This is a genomic window from Noviherbaspirillum sp., from assembly GCF_035254685.1.
Lineage (GTDB): Bacteria > Pseudomonadota > Gammaproteobacteria > Burkholderiales > Burkholderiaceae_D > Noviherbaspirillum.
This window is the reverse complement of the sequence record NZ_DATFAI010000057.1, coordinates 26968-45734: the sequence shown is the minus strand read 5'-3', so window position 1 is coordinate 45734 and position 18767 is coordinate 26968. Positions and strand designations below refer to the sequence as shown.

Sequence of the window (18767 nt, the reverse complement as noted above, 5' to 3'; positions counted from 1 at the left end):
CACGGTGGCATGAACGATGCGTTCCGTGCAGACCGGCGCAACCAGCGCTCCGAAGCACATCAAAGGACAGCCTGACGTGGAAACGACGCCTTCATTGCAGCAAACACCGCGCACGCCGCCGGAAATCCCGGTGGTGCCGGGCCACGAGCCGGAAATCACGCCGCCATCGCCGCCCGGCCCGGAGATCCCCGAACCGCCGCCCGATCCGAGCATTCCCCCCGGGCCCGGCGCGCCCGAAATCATTCCCGAGCACTCTCCGCCAGAAGCGCCACCCACAGAGCCTGACCGCTTCTAGAAGGTTGTCCGCCTGCAATGCTCTGCGTTCCTACTGATCGGGCGCAATGCGTTCCACGCTGCATGCAGACATGATCGAAGGCATGGAGCAGACAGGCGCGGTACCTTCTTCCATGTTCGGAGCATCGCCATGTTGCGTCGGGAATGTCCAGTCACCGCTTCAGCCGCGCCCGGCGGGCGGCGCGCGGACTTGGTGCGCGCCTTGCTCTTTGCGCTGCTGCTTTCCCTCCTCCCGCTCCCGGCAATCGCCGCACCTGCACCGGCCACCCTGCTGACCATCGACGACGCCATCGGCCCCGCGACGGCAGACTATGTCGTGCGCGGCATCGCGCGCGCCGCAAAGGACGGCAGCCAGATCGTCATTCTGAAGATGGATACGCCGGGCGGGCTGGACACCTCGATGCGCTCGATCATCAAGGCCATCCTCGCCTCGCCGGTGCCCGTCGCAACCTGGGTGGCACCGAGCGGAGCGCGCGCCGCCAGCGCGGGAACCTACATCCTGTACGCAAGCCATATCGCGGCCATGGCTCCCGGCACCAATCTCGGCGCAGCAACGCCGGTGCAGATCGGCGGACCGTCCGAGCCGGCCGGCGACGGCAAGGACAGGAAGAGCGGCAAGGCCGCGTCTTCCGACGACGCCACCACTTCGCCGATGACGCGCAAGCAGGTCAACGATGCCGCCGCCTACATCCGCGGACTGGCGCAGCTGCGGGGCCGCAATCCCGACTGGGCCGAGCGCGCCGTGCGCGAAGCGGTGAGCCTGCCGGCGGATGAGGCGCTGCGCATGCATGTCGTCGACTTTATCGCGCCGGACATCCCGGCGCTGCTCGCACACGTGGACGGCAAGACCATCAATGCCGCCGGACAGGACCGCCAACTGCACACCCGCGACGCGGCGCTCATCGACCTGCAACCCGACTGGCGCGCGAAGCTCCTCGCCACGATCACCCATCCCGGCATCGCGTTGCTGCTGATGACAATCGGCGTCTACGGTCTGCTGTTCGAATTCATGAGTCCCGGCTTCGGCGTGCCAGGCGTGGTCGGCGGCATCTGCCTGCTGCTCGCGCTATATGCGTTGCAACTGCTGCCGGTGAATTACGCAGGACTGGGGCTCATCCTGCTCGGTCTGTCCTTCATGATCGCGGAGGCATTCCTTCCCAGTTTCGGCATCATCGGGCTGGGCGGCGTTGCGGCCTTCATCGCCGGTGCGCTGATGCTGATCGACACCGAGCTGCCCGGCTATGGCATTCCTCTCTCGCTGATCGTCACCGTTGCCGTGCTGAGCGCCCTGCTGATCGTCGGCATGGTCGGTGTGGTCCTGAAGACACGGCGGCGCAAGATCGTCAGCGGACCGGTGGAAATGATCGGCGACACGGCGGAAGTGGTGGACATCACGCAGGCAGGCGCGCCCGGCGAGGGGTGGGCGCTGCTCCATGGGGAAAATTGGCACGTGGTCAGCAAGATGCCGCTGCAACGCAAGCAGAAAGTGCGCGTCGTCGCGCGCAAGGGACTGCTGCTGGAAGTCGTCCCGCTGGAAAGTCATTGAGAAGGAGATGAGCCATGTTCATTGATTTCGGATTCGGATTCGGCGGCCTGCTGTTCCTGGTCATCGTGCTGCTCGTCTCCTCGATTCGCATCCTGCGCGAATACGAGCGCGCTGTCGTGTTCCAGCTCGGCCGTTTCTGGAAGGTCAAGGGCCCGGGCCTGGTGATCATCATTCCCGCCATGCAGCAGATGGTGCGCGTCGACCTGCGCACCATCGTACTCGACGTACCGACGCAGGACGTGATCTCGCGCGATAACGTCTCGGTGAAGGTCAATGCCGTGATCTACTTCCGCGTGGTCGAACCGGACAAGGCGATCATCCAGGTCGCCAATTTCTTTGAAGCGACCAGCCAGCTCGCGCAGACGACCCTGCGCTCCGTGCTCGGCAAGCATGAACTCGACGACATGCTGGCCGAACGCGAGCGCCTGAACCTGGACATCCAGCAGGTGCTTGACGCGCAGACCGATGCCTGGGGCATCAAGGTCTCGAACGTGGAGATCAAGCACGTCGACCTCGACGAATCGATGGTGCGCGCCATCGCGCGGCAGGCAGAAGCAGAACGCGAGCGCCGCGCGAAAGTGATCCACGCCGAAGGTGAGCTGCAGGCATCGGAAAAGCTGATGCAGGCGGCCAACATCCTCGCGCAGCAGTCCGGCGCAATGCAGCTGCGCTACATGCAAACCCTGAGCAATATCGCCGGCGACAAGACATCAACGATCGTTTTTCCGATGCCAATCGAATTGATGACCAGCCTGAACGAAGCAATGCGCGGCGAGGGGCGCAAGCCTGGGTAAGGCGTTGTCCGGACAGCAAAGAACCATTGTCCACGGAAAACACAGAAAACACGGAATAATCGAAGACTTCGAATGAATCGTAAAGCATGTGGCACAACACTCAAACCGAGTTGCCATAGTGCGGAGTTCCATAGCTTTCGCAGAACGCCGGAATGCTTTTGGAATTTTTCGTGTTTTTCGTGTTTTCCGTGGACAACGGGTTTTGCGGTGCCAACCAACCATGTCTCATCATTTCTCCTGATCGACTTTTTTCCATGACAGGCTCACGACGCTTTCGCGACTGGTTGTTCGGCTGTTATGCGTGGGGCGTGTTCATCCTTGTGGTGCTGTCTTTCGGCATCGTTTTGATGGTGCTGCGCCGGCCTTCATGGGGAAGGCCGGTTGCCCGCTGTGCCACGCGCCTGATGTTCCGCCTCGCGGGGATGCCACTGTCCGCAAGGGGAATCGAGCGCTTGCCGTCTGCGCCGCATCTCCTGCTGGTCAATCACACCAGTTTTCTCGATGGCCTCGTCCTGGTCGCGCTGCTTCCGCCACGGCCGGGATATGCCTTCGTCGTGCGCCAGCAGTATCGCAGCCAGAGCCTGATCTGCCCTTTGCTGCGGGGCATCGGGGTGATCGTGCTCATGCATTCGAGGCCGGGCCGCAAGGGTTCGAACGTGAAGCGGCTGACACGGGCGTTGAAGGATGGCGAGAACGTCATCCTGTTTCCGGAAGGGATGTTTGTACCCGAACCCGGGCTGAGGCCGTTTCACTCGGGAGCATTTCTTGCCGCAGCCGGCGCGAAGGTTCCGGTCGTGGTCGCAGGCCTGCGTGGCGTGCGCAAGGCATTGCAGCCGGGGACATGGATGCCGCGACGTGGCGCGTTGCATCTGGAGATCGGACCGGTGACCATGCCCGGGGACGGGGATGTGGCAGCCGCAGAAGAGCTGCGTGAAGCGGTACGGCGTGCCATGGCGCCGTTGTCCGGCGAGGGGTTAGCCGAGGGAGGATTTCCAGTTCGGCAGCACCATCTGCCATAGCGCCTTCCAGGTGTGCCAGTCATGGCCGCCGGGAATCGACAGCACGCGCTCCTGCGGCAAAACCTGGCCCAGCAGGCCATTGGCCCGGCGGAACATGTCGCGGTTGCCGTAAGCGAGATAAATCGGCAGCGCCGGATCGTCTCTGGAAAGGTGTTGCTTGAACCAGGACCACAAGGCGCGCTGATAGTCATCCGTGCCCACTTCGCCCGGTTCCCATCGGTCAATTCCGCCAGCTGCAACGATTTCGCGAATCAGCGGCGCGCCGCCAAGGTAAGGCGCGAACAGAAGCAGGCCGGAGATGTCCGATGCATGCCGCGCAGCGTACGAGGCCGCGCCGAAGCCACCGAGTGAAATGCCGGCAAGCCATATCTCCTCATAGCCGGCCGAACGCGCGGAAGAAACCACGTCGTCCGTGATCCTGTCATGGATGGTGCGCGTAGCGTAGTAGCCGTAGTGGGCATCGATCGCGATGGCATCAGCCATGATGCCGTGCCGGCGCATGTCGTCAATGAATCCCCTGCGCTCGAAATCCTCGGCCAGGTCGTCGATGCCCGGCAGGAAAATCACGAGCCGCCGGCCTGGTTCATGGCCGAGGTACTCCATCTTTGCGAGGGTGCTGGTGTTTCCCAGCAAGGAGCTGGCACGCGACGTCAGCAATGCCGTTTTCGCAAGCAGGCTGCGCTTCAATCTTCTCAGTCGGTATCCGAGCGGCGTTGGCATGGTTGATGTTGATCCGGCAATTGACAGAAGTGAGAGGACGATCACTGCGCCATGTTCCGCCCGCACATGAATCAAGTACGGGTGGGCTGCGAAATATCAAGGCCTGCCGGCGTCTTCTTCATGGGCTGCAGGCAATAGACTTGCCGTATCTGCATGCATCATTTGCACTTCCGGCAATTTCCGGCACGATTTGCCGTCGCGGCCGGCCCGTACGCTCGCCGTTGAGTTATCTCAACGCCCTCCCTCGCTCCGGGCACAAACTTCAAGTTGGACTTTACGCATGGAGGAAAGCATGGGAGAGAAAATGGATATCGGCGAAATCTGCAACCGGATTGTGATTTTTGCCACGGAAGAAATGAGCGTGAAGGAAGCCGCGCAGTTGATGCGCGACCAGCACGTCGGCAGTCTGGTGGTGGTGCGTGAAGCCCCGATCGGCCGAGTCGTGACCGGCATCGTGACCGATCGCGACATCGCCGTCATCGCCGTGGCGCGTGATTTCGATCCGCAGTCGCTGCGCGTCGCGGACATCATGACCGCCGACCCGGTCACCGCCAAACCCGCCGACTCCGTCAACGATGCGCTGACCGTCATGCGTCAGCGCGGTATCCGGCGCCTGCCGGTGGCAACGGACGACGGCGTGCTGGTTGGCATCGTCACGCTCGACGACCTGCTGGAAATCGTCGCCGAAGAAATGCACAGCTTCGTGCAGGCCATCACGAACGCGCACAAGCGCGAGATGCGGGTACGCGGATAGGCGCTGAGTCTTTGCATCCACGGAAGAAACGGAAAATCCTTCTAAACTTTCCGTGTTTTCTGTGTTTTCCGTGGACAAAAGAATTTGACCTCACGCAGCGCCACTTCATGCGGCAGTTTCTGCCGCCACAAGCGATTTGCAGGGATCAGAATTGTCCACGGAAAACACAGAAAACACGGAAAGAAACCTTGTCTATCTTTCCTCATCTTCCGTGGACAATCCGGCAATCAGCAGATAGCTGTCGATCTCGTCTGCGATGGCGCTGATCAGGACTGCCATGCCTTCGGTTTCTTCTCCCTTTTTGCCTGTCTCGATGCCGTAAATCACCAGCTTCTCGGGTAGCAGGCCGAGCGTTCTTGCGAGGGCCAGCGTTTCGGCGACGCCAAGATCGTGCGACGATATCTGCCGCGCTTCGAGGTAGAGTTCGTCCGGATCGATCCTATGCACCGTGCCGGGTGGCGCCCCGGTGATGATGGCATCGATCAGGATGGCTGCCTGCACGCCGGTCAGCAGCGGCAGGAGTCCGGTGCCGGGCGAGCCGCAGCGGAAGGTCTCGACGACGCGGCGCGGGAAGCGTATCAGCGTACCGCTCTGTTCCAGCGCATCGACGGCGTCCCAGGCGATGCAGTCGGCGCCGAAGGGCGAGCCGATGCCAATGATCCTGATCGCGTTCATACCCGCCGCACCTTGAGCTTGAGGAAGTGCGTCGAGCAGGAGATGCACGGGTCGTAGTTGCGGATCACGCGTTCGCCCATGTGGCGCAATTCCGCGTCGCTGCGATGCAGACCGAAGCGTTCCAGCGTCTGCTTCAGGTCGTCCTCGATGCGTCCCTGGTTCTGGCTGGTCGGCGGTACGATGCGCACCGTCCTCATTGTGCCGTCGTCACCGGTCTCGTAGCGATGCCACAGCATTCCGCGCGGCGCTTCTGTGCAGCCATAGCCGATACCGGCGCGCGGCACGACATCGACGTACGGCGCGTCCGGTAGGACGTAGGCATCGAGGATGCGCAAGGCCTCCCATATCGCATAGCAGACTTCCGCTGCGCGGGCGACAACGCTGTGGAACAGGTTATGGCTGGGAAAGCGGACTGTGGTGGCGCCCAAGGCTTCCGTCACGATGCGCGGCAGGCAATCCTGGTTCAGATTGATGCGCGCGAGCGGGCCGACGAGATAGGGCTTGCCGTCCAGTTCGCTGAACAAGGCCGTCGAGTACGGTACTTGCCGCTCGGTGAACAGCTTGTCGACCTGGTCGATCGCGATGTCCAGGCCGTGGTCGGACACGATGCGCCCTTCATTCATCGGATACTCGGCGGGATGCCGCATCGCCACGCAGGGGAACTGCTGTTCAGCATCGGGCACCGGCAGGCTCGCGGCCCAGATGATCAATGCCTGCGCTTCAGGCAGCGCGGTGCGCAGGCGTTCGCGCAGGCTCTCCACGGCTTCCATCGTCGGCGCCTTGTAAAAACCGCCGACGCGCACGCCGACCGGATGCACGGAGCGCGCGCCCAGCAGCCGTATCAGGTCGTTCCCCAGCGCCTGCAGCGCCAGCCCGCGGCGCACTTCGAGCGGATGCTCGCGCGCCATCTCGATGACGCTGCCGTAGCCGAGGAAATCAGGCGCGGCCAGCAGCATCATGTGCAGGCAATGGCTCTCTATCCATTCGCCGCAATACATGAGCCGGCGCATGGCGCGCACCCATGGCCCGGGATCGATGCCGAAAATCCCTTCGAGCGCATGCACCGCGCTCATCTGGTAGGCCACCGGGCAGATGCCGCAGATGCGTGCGACAAGGTCAGGCACTTCATGCCAGCTCCGCCCTTCGAGGAATTTTTCGAACAGGCGCGGCGGTTCGAAGATACGCAGCCTGAGTTCTTCCAGCCGGCCTTCGCGGATTTCCATTTCGAGCGCGCCCTCGCCTTCCACCCGCGCGAGCAGCGGCACGCGTATGCTCGCGGTGCGCCCCTCAGCCATCGCCCGGATCCTCCAGCGCCGTACCGGCGCGGCGGAATGCCGGAGCGCCGTTGTTGATGGACAAATAGCGCCGCGCAATCTCTTCGCGGACCAGCCCCAGCCCCGCCAGCCGACGCGACAACGAGCGTGTGTTGACGTTTTCCGCGGGGCCGTAGCAGCCGTAGCAGTCTCGTCCGAAGGATGGACAGAGTGCGCCGCATCCGGTGCGCGTGACGGGTCCCATGCACGGCAGGTCGCGCGCCACCACCACGCAGATATTCTGGCGCCGCTTGCATTCGAGGCAGACCTTGTCTTCCTCCTCGGCGGGCATCACGCCCGACATCAGTGCCCGCAGCGCGCCCAGCACCTGCCGGCTGTTCACCGGGCAGCCCCACAGTTCCAGGTCGACCTTGACATGATCGGCAATCGGCGTCGAGGTCGCGAGTGAATCGATGTATTCCGGGCTGGCGTAGATTTCCGATATCCAGGTGCGCGCATCGGCAAGCCCGCGCAAGGCCTGCAAGCCGCCGGCTGTAGCGCAGGCGCCGATGGTGACCAGCCAGGTGCAGTTCTCGCGCACCTGGCGCACGCGTTCGAGCTCATGCGGCGTCGTGATGCTGCCTTCGACGAACGCGACATCGACGTGCTGCCCGGGCGCGATCGGCCCGGCCTCGGCGAAATGCACGATGTCCGCCATCTCCGCGAGCTGCACCAGTGTTTCGCCGAGATTGAGGAAGGCGAGCTGGCAGCCGTCGCAGGAGGTGAACTTGTGGACCGCGATGCGAGGTTTGGCTTGTGGTGCGGCAGACATCAGAACCCCTTCACGCCGAACAAGGCCTTGACTTCGGGATAGGCAAACACCGGCCCCTGCCGGCAGACGAACAGACCGCCATACTGACAATGGCCGCAATGGCCGACTGCGCACTGCATGTTGCGCTCCATGTTGACGTAGATATGATCCTCCGCGACGCCGCGTCCGGTCAGGTCGCGCACGCTGGCGTGCATCATCGCTTCCGGGCCGCACATCATGACGAAGGTTCGTTCGGCGGCAATTGCGGCATCGCGGAACACTTCGGTGACGCGGCCGACATGCCAGGGCCATACCGTCCCGCCATGGTCGGCGGACAACAGCACCTGCGTCTCGGGCAAGGTGCTCCAGTAGGCATAGCGTTCGCGCCACAGCAGGTCTTCCGCACGCTTCACACCCTGGATGATGGTGAGCTTGCCGAACAGGGTGCGCCGCATGATCACGTAGTTGATCACCGAGACGACCGGCGCGCAGCCCAGCCCGCCGGTGACGATCAGGACGTCGTGCCCCGGCACTTCCTGCAGCGGCCAGCCGCGTCCGTATGGACCGCGCAGGCCGATATGGTCGCCCGTCTTGAGTTCCGCCAGGCCGCGCGTGACACGGCCGACCACGCGGATGGTATGGCCGAGCAGACTCGGATCGTGCGGATCGGAGACGATGGAAATCGGCACCTCGCCGACGCCGTGCAGGTAAAGCATGTTGAACTGCCCAGGTGCGAAGCTGTAGGCGCTGCGCACGGCCGGATCGCAAAGGCGCAGGTTCAAGGTAAAGATCGTCGGCGATTCCTGCACGCGTTCGACCACTTCCGCCTCGGCCGGCAGATAGGGGTTCATGGCTGCTCCCGGCAGATCACCGTCGCTTCCTCGGTGATGTCGATGCCCACCGGGCACCAGGTGATGCAGCGGCCACAGCCAACGCAGCCGCTGCGCCCGAACTGGTCATGCCAGCTGCCGAGCTTGTGCGTCAGCCACTGACGGTAACGGGTGCGCGTGTCGGGACGCACGGTGAGCCCGTGGATCTGGCTATGGCCGCGCGTGAAACAGGAATCCCATTCGCGCACATGCTGCGATTGCATGCCGTCGATCTGCTGCAGATCGTGTTCGCTGTGGCAAAAGCAGGTCGGGCAGACCGAGGTGCAGTTGCCGCAGGACAGGCAGCGCTCTGCTACTTCCTCCCAGCGAGGATGGTCGAGCCGGGCGAACAGCGCATCGCGCAGGTTGCGACCGGGCAGGCTGCGGGTCATCCGCTGAGTTGCGTCGTCCGTGGCGCGCATGGCCTCGTCAATCTGTTCGCCTGAGGCCTGCACCAGCCCCATTCTGTCGAGGATCGCGCGCGCGCGTTCGCTGCCGCAGGTCACCAGGAAGCCGTCGTCCCGTTCGTCGAGCGCCATGTCGAAGCCCTGCTGTGCGCGTGGCCCATCGCCGGTCGAAGCGCAGAAACAGGTTGATGCCGGATGGGTGCAGTTCACCGCGATGAGGAACATTTCCTCGCGGCGTTTGGCGTAGTACGGATCGGTACAGGCGCCGTGCGCCTGCTGCGTGAAGTGCTGGTCCTGGATTGCCAACGCGGCAAGATCGCAGGCGCGCACGCCGAACACCGCGAGCGGCTTTTCTTGCGGCAAGTCGGCCTCGAAAGCAAGGCTGCCGTCAGCCTGACGCCGCGCGTACCACAACACTTCACTTGGCGCGAACAGCAAGGGCTTGAGGGCCTGCGGGCCGTTGGCCCACGCAAACATGCGCGGCGTACCTGTCGATTCGATGCGATACCGGCCCGGCTCCTGTACATCCTGCATGCCTGCAGGCAGTTCCGACACATCGCGCAGCGTCTCGTACACGATAGCCCCGTCCCTGACCTTCGGGCCGACGCAGCGGAAACCGGCGTCGTTCAGCGCATCGATCAATGCCTGCAATAGCACGCGGGGCATGAAAGATCGCAAAGATGGCGAAGTGCGATACGGGCCGGTTTGCGTGGTGTCCATGTTGGCGTTCGGCACACTCCAAGGTTAACCGCCGGTCAATAGCGACCGCCTGCAGGTTACCTTACCGCAGGCAGCCAGGGCCCATCATGGAGCGAGATCAAATGCGGCTGAATTGCACCGCAAACATTGTGCTTGTCTCTTGCAGGGTCGCCGATATACGGGGATCGTCTAAAAACCATGTCCACGGAAAACACGAAAAACACGGAAAGTTCCGAATCGTTTCCGTGTCTTCCGTGTTTTCCGTGGACAACGCCTTTGTCTTTGAACCAGCTCAAGACAATGCTGCGCACCGCGCGTATGGTCTTATTGCCGCACTCCATTTGCATGGCGGGCGGCCGTGACTTACTTCAGGCGATAATCATGGGCAATACCGTTTCCTCGATCATGCATCGCGTCCTCAGTCCGGCGGACATGGACGACACGGTGGAGGTAGTGGAAGCGATGATGCAGTCGCACCAGGTTTCTTCGGCGCCGATTTATGACGATACCGGCACGGTGGTCGGCATTGTCACCTCCACCGACCTGCTGCGCTTCCATGCTTCAGGCAAAGATCCGAGATCCGTGAAGGCCTGGGAAATCTGCACCTACCGGCCAATCGAAGTGCCAGCCAGTGCGACGCTGGCGGAAGTGGCAGAGACGATGCTCAGCCACAAGGTTCATCACGTGGTGGTCAAGGACAAGGCATCAATGGTCGGGATTGTGTCCTCGCTCGACTTCGTACGGCTCTTCCTCGACAAAGGAAAGCCCTGAGCCGTTATAACAAAGTTAAGCCATTAGGCTGCGACTCACCCCGTCGATGTTGCACCACATGTGTTGACGGGCATTTCCGCGGTGCTCAGGCCCGTTTGAATGTTCACGGAAAACACTGAAAGCACGGAAACTTTTGAACCTCTTTTCCGTGTTTTCTGTGTTTTCCGTGAACAAGGTTTTTCAGTCTATCAACGACCTCCTACTTCCCTCCAGCGTTCCTCCCAAGCCGCTTCTCCACTTCCAGCACATTCCGCAAGGTCTTGAGCACCGTGTCCGGATTCAGGCTGATGGAGTCGATATCGATCTCGACGAGGTATTCGGCGATGTCGGGGTAGTCGGACGGGGCCTGTCCGCAGATGCCGGAGTGGCGGCCGTTGCGGCGCGCGCCTTCCACCGTCTGCCGGATCATTTCCTTTACACCGGCGTCGCGCTCGTCGAAATCGAAGGCGACGATCTCCGAATCGCGATCCACACCGAGCACGAGCTGGGTGAGGTCGTTTGAACCGATCGAGAAGCCGTCGAACAGGCGGGCGAAGGCGTCGATCTGCAGCACGTTGTTCGGTATCTCGCACATGACGTAGATTTCCAGCCCATTCTCGCCGCGCCGCAGGCCCTGGCGCGCCATCGCATCCAGCACGGTTTCCGCTTCCTGTATGCGCCGGCAGAACGGAATCATCAGCTTCACGTTGGTCAAGCCCATGGTGTCACGTACGCGCTTCATCGCTTCGCATTCCAGCGCGAAGCCCTCGGCATAGTTCGGATGCGCGTAGCGCGCGGCGCCGCGAAAACCGATCATCGGATTCGCTTCCTGCGGTTCGAACCAGCGCCCGCCGGTCAGGCTGGCATATTCGTTGGTCTTGAAATCGGACATGCGTACGATCACCGGCCGCGGATAAAAGGCTGCAGCGATGGTGCCGACACCTTCGGAGAGCTGGCGCACGAAGTAGTCGGCCGGACGCGCAAAGTCGCGCGTGAGCAGTGCGATCTCCTCGCGCACCGCCGGATCGTCGATGCGTTCCGGATGCACCAGCGCCATCGGATGCACGCGGATGTGCTCGGCGACGATGAACTCCATCCGCGCCAGTCCTACGCCATCCACCGGAAGAAAACTGGTCTGGAAAGCGACATCCGGGTTGCCGAGATTGACCATCAGGTGCGTGCGCGGGCGCGGCAGTGAGGAAAGGTCGGTGCGTATGGTGCGGAACGGGATCTTGCCCGCATAGACATGGCCAATATCACCTTCTGCGCAAGACACTGTCACGTCCTCGCCGCTACGGATGCGTTCTGTCGCGTCATCACAGCCGACCACGGCGGGAATGCCGATCTCGCGCGCGACGATCGCTGCATGGCAGGTACGGCCGCCGCGGTTGGTGACGACCGCGGCGGCGGTTTTCATGACCGTTCCCCAGTCCGGCGTGGTGGTGTCGGCCACCAGCACTTCGCCGGGACGGAATGCGTTGAGCTGCGACACATCCGTGATCACGCGCGCCGCGCCGGCCGCGACTTTGCCGCCCACCGCACGTCCCGCAGCCAGCACCGTCCCCTTTTTCTCGAGAACATATTCCTCGAGCATGCCCTCGGCCTTGCGCGAGGCGACGGTTTCCGGCCGCGCCTGCACGATGTACAACTTGCCATCGACGCCGTCCTTGGCCCATTCGACATCCATCGGCACCGGATGCCCGGCCTTCGCGCTGTAATGCTCTTCGACGGTGATGACGGAGGCAGCCAGCTGCAGGACTTCCTCATCGCTAATGCAGAAGCGGCGCCGTTCATCCTTCGGCGTCGGCACGTTGCGCGTGGTTTCGCGGCCCGCCGTGCTCGCGTACACCATGCGGATCTTCTTCGCGCCGAGCGAGCGCCGCAGCACGGTGCGATGGCCAGACTTGAGGGTCGGCTTGAAGACGTAGAACTCGTCAGGATCGACCGTGCCCTGCACCACATTCTCACCCAGCCCGTACGCACCCGTGATAAAGACGACATCGCGGAAGCCGGATTCGGTATCGAGCGAAAAGGCGACGCCGCTCGACGACAGGTCCGAGCGCACCATCTTCATGACGCCGACCGATAGGAACACCTTGAAATGGTCGAAGCCGTTGTCGATCCGGTACCGGATCGCGCGGTCGGTGAACAGGCTGGCGAAGCAGTGGCGCACCGCGTCCAGCAGGCGCGTCTCACCGGCGATGTTGAGAAAGGTTTCATGCTGGCCGGCGAAGCTGGCCGTCGGCAGGTCTTCCGCGGTGGCGGAGCTGCGCACTGCGACGGCAAGTTCGCTGCCGTATTCCTTTTTCAACGCGGCATAGGCATCGGTAATCTGAGCGGCCAGATCCTCCGGCAATGCGGCGCGATAGACGATCTCACGCGCAAGGCGGGCGCGGCGGGCAAGGTCTTCGACGTCGTCCGCTTTCAGGCCATCCAGCGCCTCGTGCAGCGCAGGCCAGGCATTGGCGCGATCCAGGACATGACGATACGCCTCCGCCGTAATGGCGAAACCGTTCGGCACCCTGACGCCCTTCGGCGCCAGTTCGCAAACCATCTCGCCCAGCGACGCGTTCTTGCCGCCGACCAGCGGCACATCATCAATGCCGAGCTCGGCGAACCAGCGGACGAATGATGCGTGAGCGGTTGCCATGCTGCCTGCCGTTGCGCTCATCGGATTCCGGCAGGCCGCCCCTTGCACGGACGGCTACCGGACGCCGGTGTTACTGAATGGTGATCTGCTTCGTCGAGCCGCCGGCTTTTTTCGGCAGCGTCAGGCTCAGCACACCATCCTGGTATTTGGCTTCCGCCTTAGACTCATCCACGTCCTGCGGCAGGGCAAAGCTGCGATAGCACTCGCCGTAGTGGCGCTCCTTGCGCATCATGTTGCCTTCCATCTTCTCTTCTTTTTCTTCTTTCGTCTCCGCCCTGATGGAGACCGTGTTGCCATCGATCGCGACCTTGATGTCTTCCTTCTTCACGCCGGGAATATCGGCCTTGATCTGGTAGGCCTGATCGGTCTCGGCGACATCCACACGAATGCGCGGCTCGGCTTCCATGCCGCGCAGTGAAGGCATCATGGAAAACTCCTTGAAGAAATCATCCATGTTGCGCAGCGGGTCGAAACGCATCATGTCGCTGAACGGATCAAAACGGGTCAGATTTGCCATAGTGGCCTCCATAAAGAAAAAGCGTCCGGAAATTGAACAACGCTTTGCGGCGCCAAGCCGCGCATGCGCGCGCGACGAAGTGCAGCACAATGCTTCTGCTGCACTCATGATAGGTAATGGACTCTACTTCGCTATGACCGAGGTCAATCCAATTCCGGAAGCTGCAGGCCGCATCGTGCTTCGCGTGCCATGCAGCGTTGTGCGGATTGCATGAAGACAAGACAGGGCTTGCCCCCTTGCCTCTCATCGTGCCCGCTGCAGATTGCACTGAATAAATACGCGGCATTTATCTTTCCGCAAAGCAGAACCGACCGGGGATCGCACACTGGCATTTGTCGTCCAATCCATTGTCCAACACAGCAAGCCGGGACGTCACCCCTATGGAAAACACGCTCCAAGCGCGCATCGATTCCCTCACGGAAGCGATCAAGCGCCTGAGAAAAGACCTTGCACGCAGCAAGCAGGCGGAGGCCATGCTGCGCGCGAGCGAAAAGCGTTTCCGCAATTTCTTCAACGAAACGCCCATCGGCCTGGCACAATTTTCCGAGACAGGACGTTTCCTCGAAGTCAACCAGCACCTCTGCGCCATGCTCGGCTACACGCGCAATGAACTGCTGGAGCGCAGCTTCCTCGACGTCACCCATCCCGACGATCGGTCGAGGGACCAGGAATTGCGCAGGCAGGTCTTTGACGGCATGGTGCCGTCCGTGACATGGGAGAAGCGCTATCTCCGCAAGGACGGCACCATTGCGTGGGGCAGCCTGAACCTCTCCATTGTGCACAGCGGGGAAGGCGGCATGCGCTACCTGCTGGCCGCCGTCGAGAACATCAGCGAGCGCCACACGCTGCAGGAGTCGCTGGGCCGGATCGCGACCAACCTGGCGAAGACCGAAGCCGCCTCCCTCTCCGGTACATGGACCTGGGACCTGGCGGCTGCCGAGGTCAGCGCCTCGCCGGAAGTGCTGCAGCTCTTCGGATTACCGCCAGGGCAATCGCCCTGCCCCATTGCACGTTTTCTGGACATGGTACATCCCGGCGACAGGCCGGCGCTGGAGGAAGTGCTGCGCGTGGCGCGCACCGAGCAGAAGCCCTACCACGTCGAATTCCGCGTCCGCACGAAAGATGGGCACGAACGCCTGGTGCTGGGAAGCGGCGACATCTTCAGCCGCGATGCGACAGGGCAACCGCTGACCATCGTCGGCATGGTCCAGGACGTCAGCCTGCGCAAGCAGGCCGAACACGCGCTCGAGGAAAGCGAAAGGCTGTTCCGGCAACTGTTCGACAACGCCGCTGACGGCATCTTCATTGCCAACACGGAGGGCCGGTACACCGACGTCAACATGAGCGCCTGTCGCATGCTCGGCTACAACCGCGACGAGCTCGTCGGAAAACGCATTGGCGACTTGATTCCCGAAAAGGACAAGCAACGCCTGGCTGAAGCCAGGGAGTACTTCCTGCAGAACAGCGAACATGCCCAGGTCGCGAATTGGGAATTGCGCAACAAGGCCGGCGTGTTCATCCCCGTCGAGATCAACGCGCGCATCCTGCCCGATGGGCGCTGGATGGCGGTCGTGCGCGACATCAGCGAACGCATCCACATCCAGCGGGAACTGGAGCGCTACGCCGAAGAGCTGCAGGACCTGTATGACCACGCGCCCTGCGGCTATCACACACTCGACGCGAACGGCGTCTATGTACAGGTCAACAAGACCGAGCTCGACTGGACTGGCTATACGGCCGAGGAGCTGGTCGGCAGGAAAAGGATCACCGAGATGCTCACCGAGGAGAGCAGGAAAAAATTCAGCGAGAACTTCCCGAAGTTCATTGATCCGGGCAAGGTGCGCGAGCTTGAGCTGGAATTCATCCGCAAGGACGGCAGCATCCTGCCGGTCATGCTCAGCACCTCCATTGCATTCGATATCAGCGGCGACGTTGCCAGCAGCCGCGCCACGCTGTTCGACATGACCGAGCTGGCGGAAGCGCAGAAGAAACTGCGCCAGGCGGCCACCGTGTTCGAGCACACCAGTGATGCCATCCTCATCACCGATGCGGGCGGCACGATCGTCGCGGTGAACAAATCCTTCACGCGCATCACCGGCTACCAGCCGGAGGAAGTGATCGGGAAGAATCCGCGCCTGCTGAAATCGGACCGGCAGGACGACACGTTCTACCGCAACCTCTGGGCCAGCCTTGACGAAACCGGCGTCTGGCAGGGCGAGATCTGGGACCGCCGCAAGTCGGGTGAACTGTTCCCCGCATGGGAAACCATCACCGCGGTCCGCGACGACAGCGGCCGCATCACCGATTACATTTCGGTTTTCTCGGACATCACGACCATCAAGGCGACCGAGGACAAGCTGACGCGGCTGGCCTACCACGATCCGCTCACCGGCCTGCCGAACCGGCTGCTGTTCAACGACCGGATTTCGCAGGCGCTGGCGCATGCCCGGCGCCACCGCACGCGCGCGGCATTGCTCCTGCTCGACCTCGACCGCTTCAAGCTGATCAACGACACGCTGGGCCACGCCGCCGGAGACCAGCTCCTGCAGATCGTGGCGGCGCGCCTGCAGGTCGCGATCCGCGAGGAAGACACCGTCGCGCGGCTCGGTGGCGACGAGTTCGCCATCATCCTGCCGCAGCTGGACGATATCGAGGATGCGGCGATGCTCGCGCAGAAACTTACCCGGCTCGTCGCCCAACCGCTGGAACTATCCAACCAGCTGCTCACGATATCCACCAGCGTGGGCATCAGCATCTATCCGGATGACGCACTCGACCCCGAGACGCTGTCCAAGTCCGCCGACATGGCCTTGTACGGCGCCAAGGACAAGGGACGCAATGGCTACGAATTCTATTCGCCCGAAATGACGCGCACCGCCACCGAGACGCTCTTGATCGATCGCGACCTGCGCAAGGCGCTCACGATGAATGAGCTGGAGCTGCTCTATCAGCCGCAAGTCTGCCTCGCCACCGGATGCATCGTCGGCGTCGAAGCGCTGATACGCTGGAACCGCCCGCAGCACGGGCAGCAAGCGCCTTCGCGCTTCATTCCGATCGCCGAGGAAACCGACCTGATCGAATCGATCGGTGACTGGGTGTTCGATACGGCCTGCGCACAGATGCGGCGCTGGCGCACGGCGGGCGCAGCGCCCGTCCGTCTCGCCATCAACCTGTCGGTGCGCCAGATCAAGCGTCCACAGCTGATCGAAGAAATACGCAACAAACTGCACGCGCATCGGCTCGACGGCGATATCCGCCTCGACCTCGAGGTCACGGAATCCGCCCTGCAGACCGAGCCGCATACGGTGGAGGCGCTGAAGGAACTGAAGGCATTGGGGCTGAAGATCGTGATCGATGATTTCGGCACCGGCTATTCGTCGCTCAATTCGCTGAAACACCTGCCGGGGGACATTCTGAAGATCGACCGTTCCTTCATCCATGGCATTCCGGGCGATTCCGGCGACAAGGCAATTGCCAGTGCCATCGTCGCCATGGGCCACAGCCTCGGCATGCGGGTCGTCGCGGAGGGCGTGGAGACGCCGGAGCAGCTGAAGTTCGTGATGGACCAGCATTGCGACGATGTGCAGGGCTTCCTGCTCTACCCGCCGCTGCCGGTCGAGGAATGCGGGCGCTACCTGCTGGCAGGCTTGCCCATTGATCTTTCTCAAAGCAGACTTCGGCCCGCGCACTAAATTGAAAGTGCGGCAGCTCGGGGGAAGACGTGGCGCGTACACCAAGTGTCAGGCACTCGATGTAATAGTGCAGTTCTTCATGAACCGGGTCTGCCGCCTCGCATTTTACGAGATCATTAAGGCGTGGCATTCGCCGCGTGACCGTTTCCCCTCCGACATGACGTTCTGCGCACCGGCGCAGTCTTGTGCTGCGTGCAGCATTTTCCCATTGCAACTGCACTGGTGATGAACCGTTCCTTCGACGCCGATCTGCGCAGTGTCAGCCATGCAAGCCTGGCAAGAATCTTCGATACTGTCGCCAATGCCATATTCATCACCGATGAAGCAGGCCGCATCGTCTGGGTCAATGCCGCCTTCAGCAGGATGAGCGCCTATTCCCCGCAGGAATTGATCGGCCGCACACCCGCGATCCTGCATGCCGGCATGCAGGACAAGGCCTTTTATACGCGGCTCTGGGAGACCATTCTCGCAGGCCATGTCTGGCAAGGCGAAGTCGTCGAGCGCCGCAAGGACGGCTCTTCCTATACCGTGGATGAAGTGATTGCGCCGCTCTTCAACGAGGACGGTGTGGTGAGCCACTTCATCGCCATCCAGCACGAAACCGGCGCGAGGAAGAAAGGCGACGATACCGATCATTACCTGGCCTACCACGACGCATTGACAGGACTGCCGAACCGCCTGTTCTTCCTCAGCATCCTGCAACTCGTCGTGGCACATGCGGAGCGCGCGCACCAGATGCTGGCGGTACTGTTTCTTGACCTTGACGGATTTGCATCGGTCAACGAGCAGTTGGGCCACCGTGCGGGCGACCACCTGCTGGCCATCGTCGCCGAGCGCCTGCGCGCTGCCGTGCACAGGCAAGACACGGTGGCGCGTTTTGGCGGCAACGCATTCACCGTCGTGCTGACGGAAATACAAGACAGGGATGCCGTGGCGGCACTGTCAGCCGCGCTGATGGAGGCGGTAGCCCGCCCCGCCATGCTCGATGGGCGCAAAATCGAACTCGGCGCGAGCATCGGCGTCTCAGTCTATCCGGACGACGGCGCAGATGCGAAGACCTTGCTCGGTCGCGCCGATCAGGCCATGCAGGAAGCAAAACGGCAAGGCGGGCATGCCTTCCGTTTTTACCGCTCCATCTGAAAGCGGCGGCGATTCTGCTGCTCTCGATTTTTCGGACAAAGGCCTCGAAAATTCCGGCTTGATCCCCATATCGCACACAGGGATAACACACTTCCAGTTGTCTTTTTGGCTCTTCCGGCTGCTATGCGACGCATCATGCGCATCCACGATCAATGACCCGGACGAACCGCATTTTTC

17 protein-coding genes are annotated in these 18767 nt (G+C 62.2%); 9 read left to right on the top strand and 8 right to left on the bottom strand.

What is annotated here, in order from left to right; translation table 11 throughout:
* The first annotated feature begins 16 nt into the window (after positions 1–16).
* From VJ698_RS24160 to VJ698_RS24145, 4 genes are all read left to right on the top strand, one after another.
* Positions 17–295 carry a hypothetical protein gene (locus VJ698_RS24160; protein ID WP_324105379.1) on the top strand — a complete coding sequence of 93 codons (279 nt, stop codon included), beginning with the start codon at positions 17–19 and terminating at the stop codon, positions 293–295.
* 129 nt (positions 296–424) lie between these two features.
* Positions 425–1840, top strand: coding sequence for a nodulation protein NfeD (locus VJ698_RS24155; protein WP_324105378.1), 1416 nt, complete (start codon positions 425–427; stop codon positions 1838–1840).
* Between the two features lie 14 nt (positions 1841–1854).
* A complete protein-coding gene (locus VJ698_RS24150) occupies positions 1855–2634 on the top strand; it encodes a slipin family protein (protein WP_324105377.1) in 780 nt (259 codons plus the stop codon).
* A gap of 254 nt (positions 2635–2888) precedes the next feature.
* Positions 2889–3653, top strand: coding sequence for a lysophospholipid acyltransferase family protein (locus VJ698_RS24145; protein ID WP_324105376.1), 765 nt, complete (start codon positions 2889–2891; stop codon positions 3651–3653).
* Here VJ698_RS24145 and VJ698_RS24140 read toward each other — a convergent pair.
* Positions 3609–4373 (bottom strand): alpha/beta hydrolase, encoded by a 765-nt coding sequence (locus tag VJ698_RS24140; protein WP_324105375.1) that lies wholly within the window; start codon positions 4371–4373, stop codon positions 3609–3611. The two genes, VJ698_RS24145 and VJ698_RS24140, sit on opposite strands and share 45 nt — an antisense overlap.
* A gap of 292 nt (positions 4374–4665) precedes the next feature.
* Here VJ698_RS24140 and VJ698_RS24135 point away from each other — a divergent pair, with 292 nt between their 5' ends.
* Entirely contained in the window at positions 4666–5127 is a 462-nt protein-coding gene (locus VJ698_RS24135; RefSeq protein WP_324105374.1) for a CBS domain-containing protein, read from the top strand.
* A 192-nt stretch (positions 5128–5319) separates the two neighbouring features.
* Here VJ698_RS24135 and VJ698_RS24130 read toward each other — a convergent pair whose 3' ends face one another.
* Genes VJ698_RS24130 through VJ698_RS24110 form a run of 5 tightly spaced genes read right to left on the bottom strand, consistent with a single transcriptional unit; the run spans position 5320 to position 9862 of the window.
* Positions 5320–5802 carry a hydrogenase maturation protease gene (locus tag VJ698_RS24130; protein WP_324105373.1) on the bottom strand — a complete coding sequence of 161 codons (483 nt, stop codon included), beginning with the start codon at positions 5800–5802 and terminating at the stop codon, positions 5320–5322.
* Complete coding sequence (locus tag VJ698_RS24125; RefSeq protein WP_324105372.1) at positions 5799–7097, bottom strand: Ni/Fe hydrogenase subunit alpha; 1299 nt, start codon at positions 7095–7097, stop codon at positions 5799–5801. Before VJ698_RS24125 ends, VJ698_RS24130 begins: the two co-directional genes overlap by 4 nt.
* Complete coding sequence (locus VJ698_RS24120) at positions 7090–7887, bottom strand: sulfhydrogenase subunit delta (RefSeq protein ID WP_324105371.1); 798 nt, start codon at positions 7885–7887, stop codon at positions 7090–7092. The genes VJ698_RS24125 and VJ698_RS24120 overlap by 8 nt, the downstream gene beginning before the upstream one ends.
* On the bottom strand, positions 7887–8717 hold the full coding sequence (locus VJ698_RS24115; protein ID WP_324105370.1) for an FAD/NAD(P)-binding protein: 831 nt from the start codon (positions 8715–8717) through the stop codon (positions 7887–7889). Before VJ698_RS24115 ends, VJ698_RS24120 begins: the two co-directional genes overlap by 1 nt.
* Entirely contained in the window at positions 8714–9862 is a 1149-nt protein-coding gene (locus VJ698_RS24110) for a 4Fe-4S dicluster domain-containing protein (protein ID WP_324105369.1), read from the bottom strand. The genes VJ698_RS24115 and VJ698_RS24110 overlap by 4 nt, the downstream gene beginning before the upstream one ends.
* Before the next feature lie 360 nt (positions 9863–10222).
* On the opposite strand from VJ698_RS24110, the gene VJ698_RS24105 reads away from it, so the two are divergent.
* On the top strand, positions 10223–10612 hold the full coding sequence (locus VJ698_RS24105) for a CBS domain-containing protein (protein WP_324105368.1): 390 nt from the start codon (positions 10223–10225) through the stop codon (positions 10610–10612).
* Positions 10613–10811: 199 nt separating this feature from the next.
* Here VJ698_RS24105 and ppsA read toward each other — a convergent pair whose 3' ends face one another.
* Entirely contained in the window at positions 10812–13241 is a 2430-nt protein-coding gene (gene ppsA, locus VJ698_RS24100; protein ID WP_324105367.1) for a phosphoenolpyruvate synthase, read from the bottom strand.
* A gap of 70 nt (positions 13242–13311) precedes the next feature.
* A complete protein-coding gene (locus VJ698_RS24095) occupies positions 13312–13668 on the bottom strand; it encodes an Hsp20/alpha crystallin family protein (protein ID WP_324105366.1) in 357 nt (118 codons plus the stop codon).
* Here VJ698_RS24095 and VJ698_RS24090 point away from each other — a divergent pair.
* The 3 genes from VJ698_RS24090 (at position 13667) to VJ698_RS24080 (ending at position 18590) form a co-directional block, all read left to right on the top strand.
* Positions 13667–13972, top strand: a complete 306-nt coding sequence (locus VJ698_RS24090; protein WP_324105365.1) for a hypothetical protein — start codon at positions 13667–13669, stop codon at positions 13970–13972. The two genes, VJ698_RS24095 and VJ698_RS24090, sit on opposite strands and share 2 nt — an antisense overlap.
* Positions 13973–14138: 166 nt before the next feature.
* The gene (locus VJ698_RS24085; protein ID WP_324105364.1) at positions 14139–17450 is read left to right on the top strand and encodes a PAS domain S-box protein; all 3312 of its coding nucleotides are present in this window, start codon (positions 14139–14141) and stop codon (positions 17448–17450) included.
* A gap of 225 nt (positions 17451–17675) precedes the next feature.
* Positions 17676–18590 carry a diguanylate cyclase domain-containing protein gene (locus tag VJ698_RS24080; protein ID WP_324105363.1) on the top strand — a complete coding sequence of 305 codons (915 nt, stop codon included), beginning with the start codon at positions 17676–17678 and terminating at the stop codon, positions 18588–18590.
* Positions 18591–18767 lie beyond the last annotated feature (177 nt).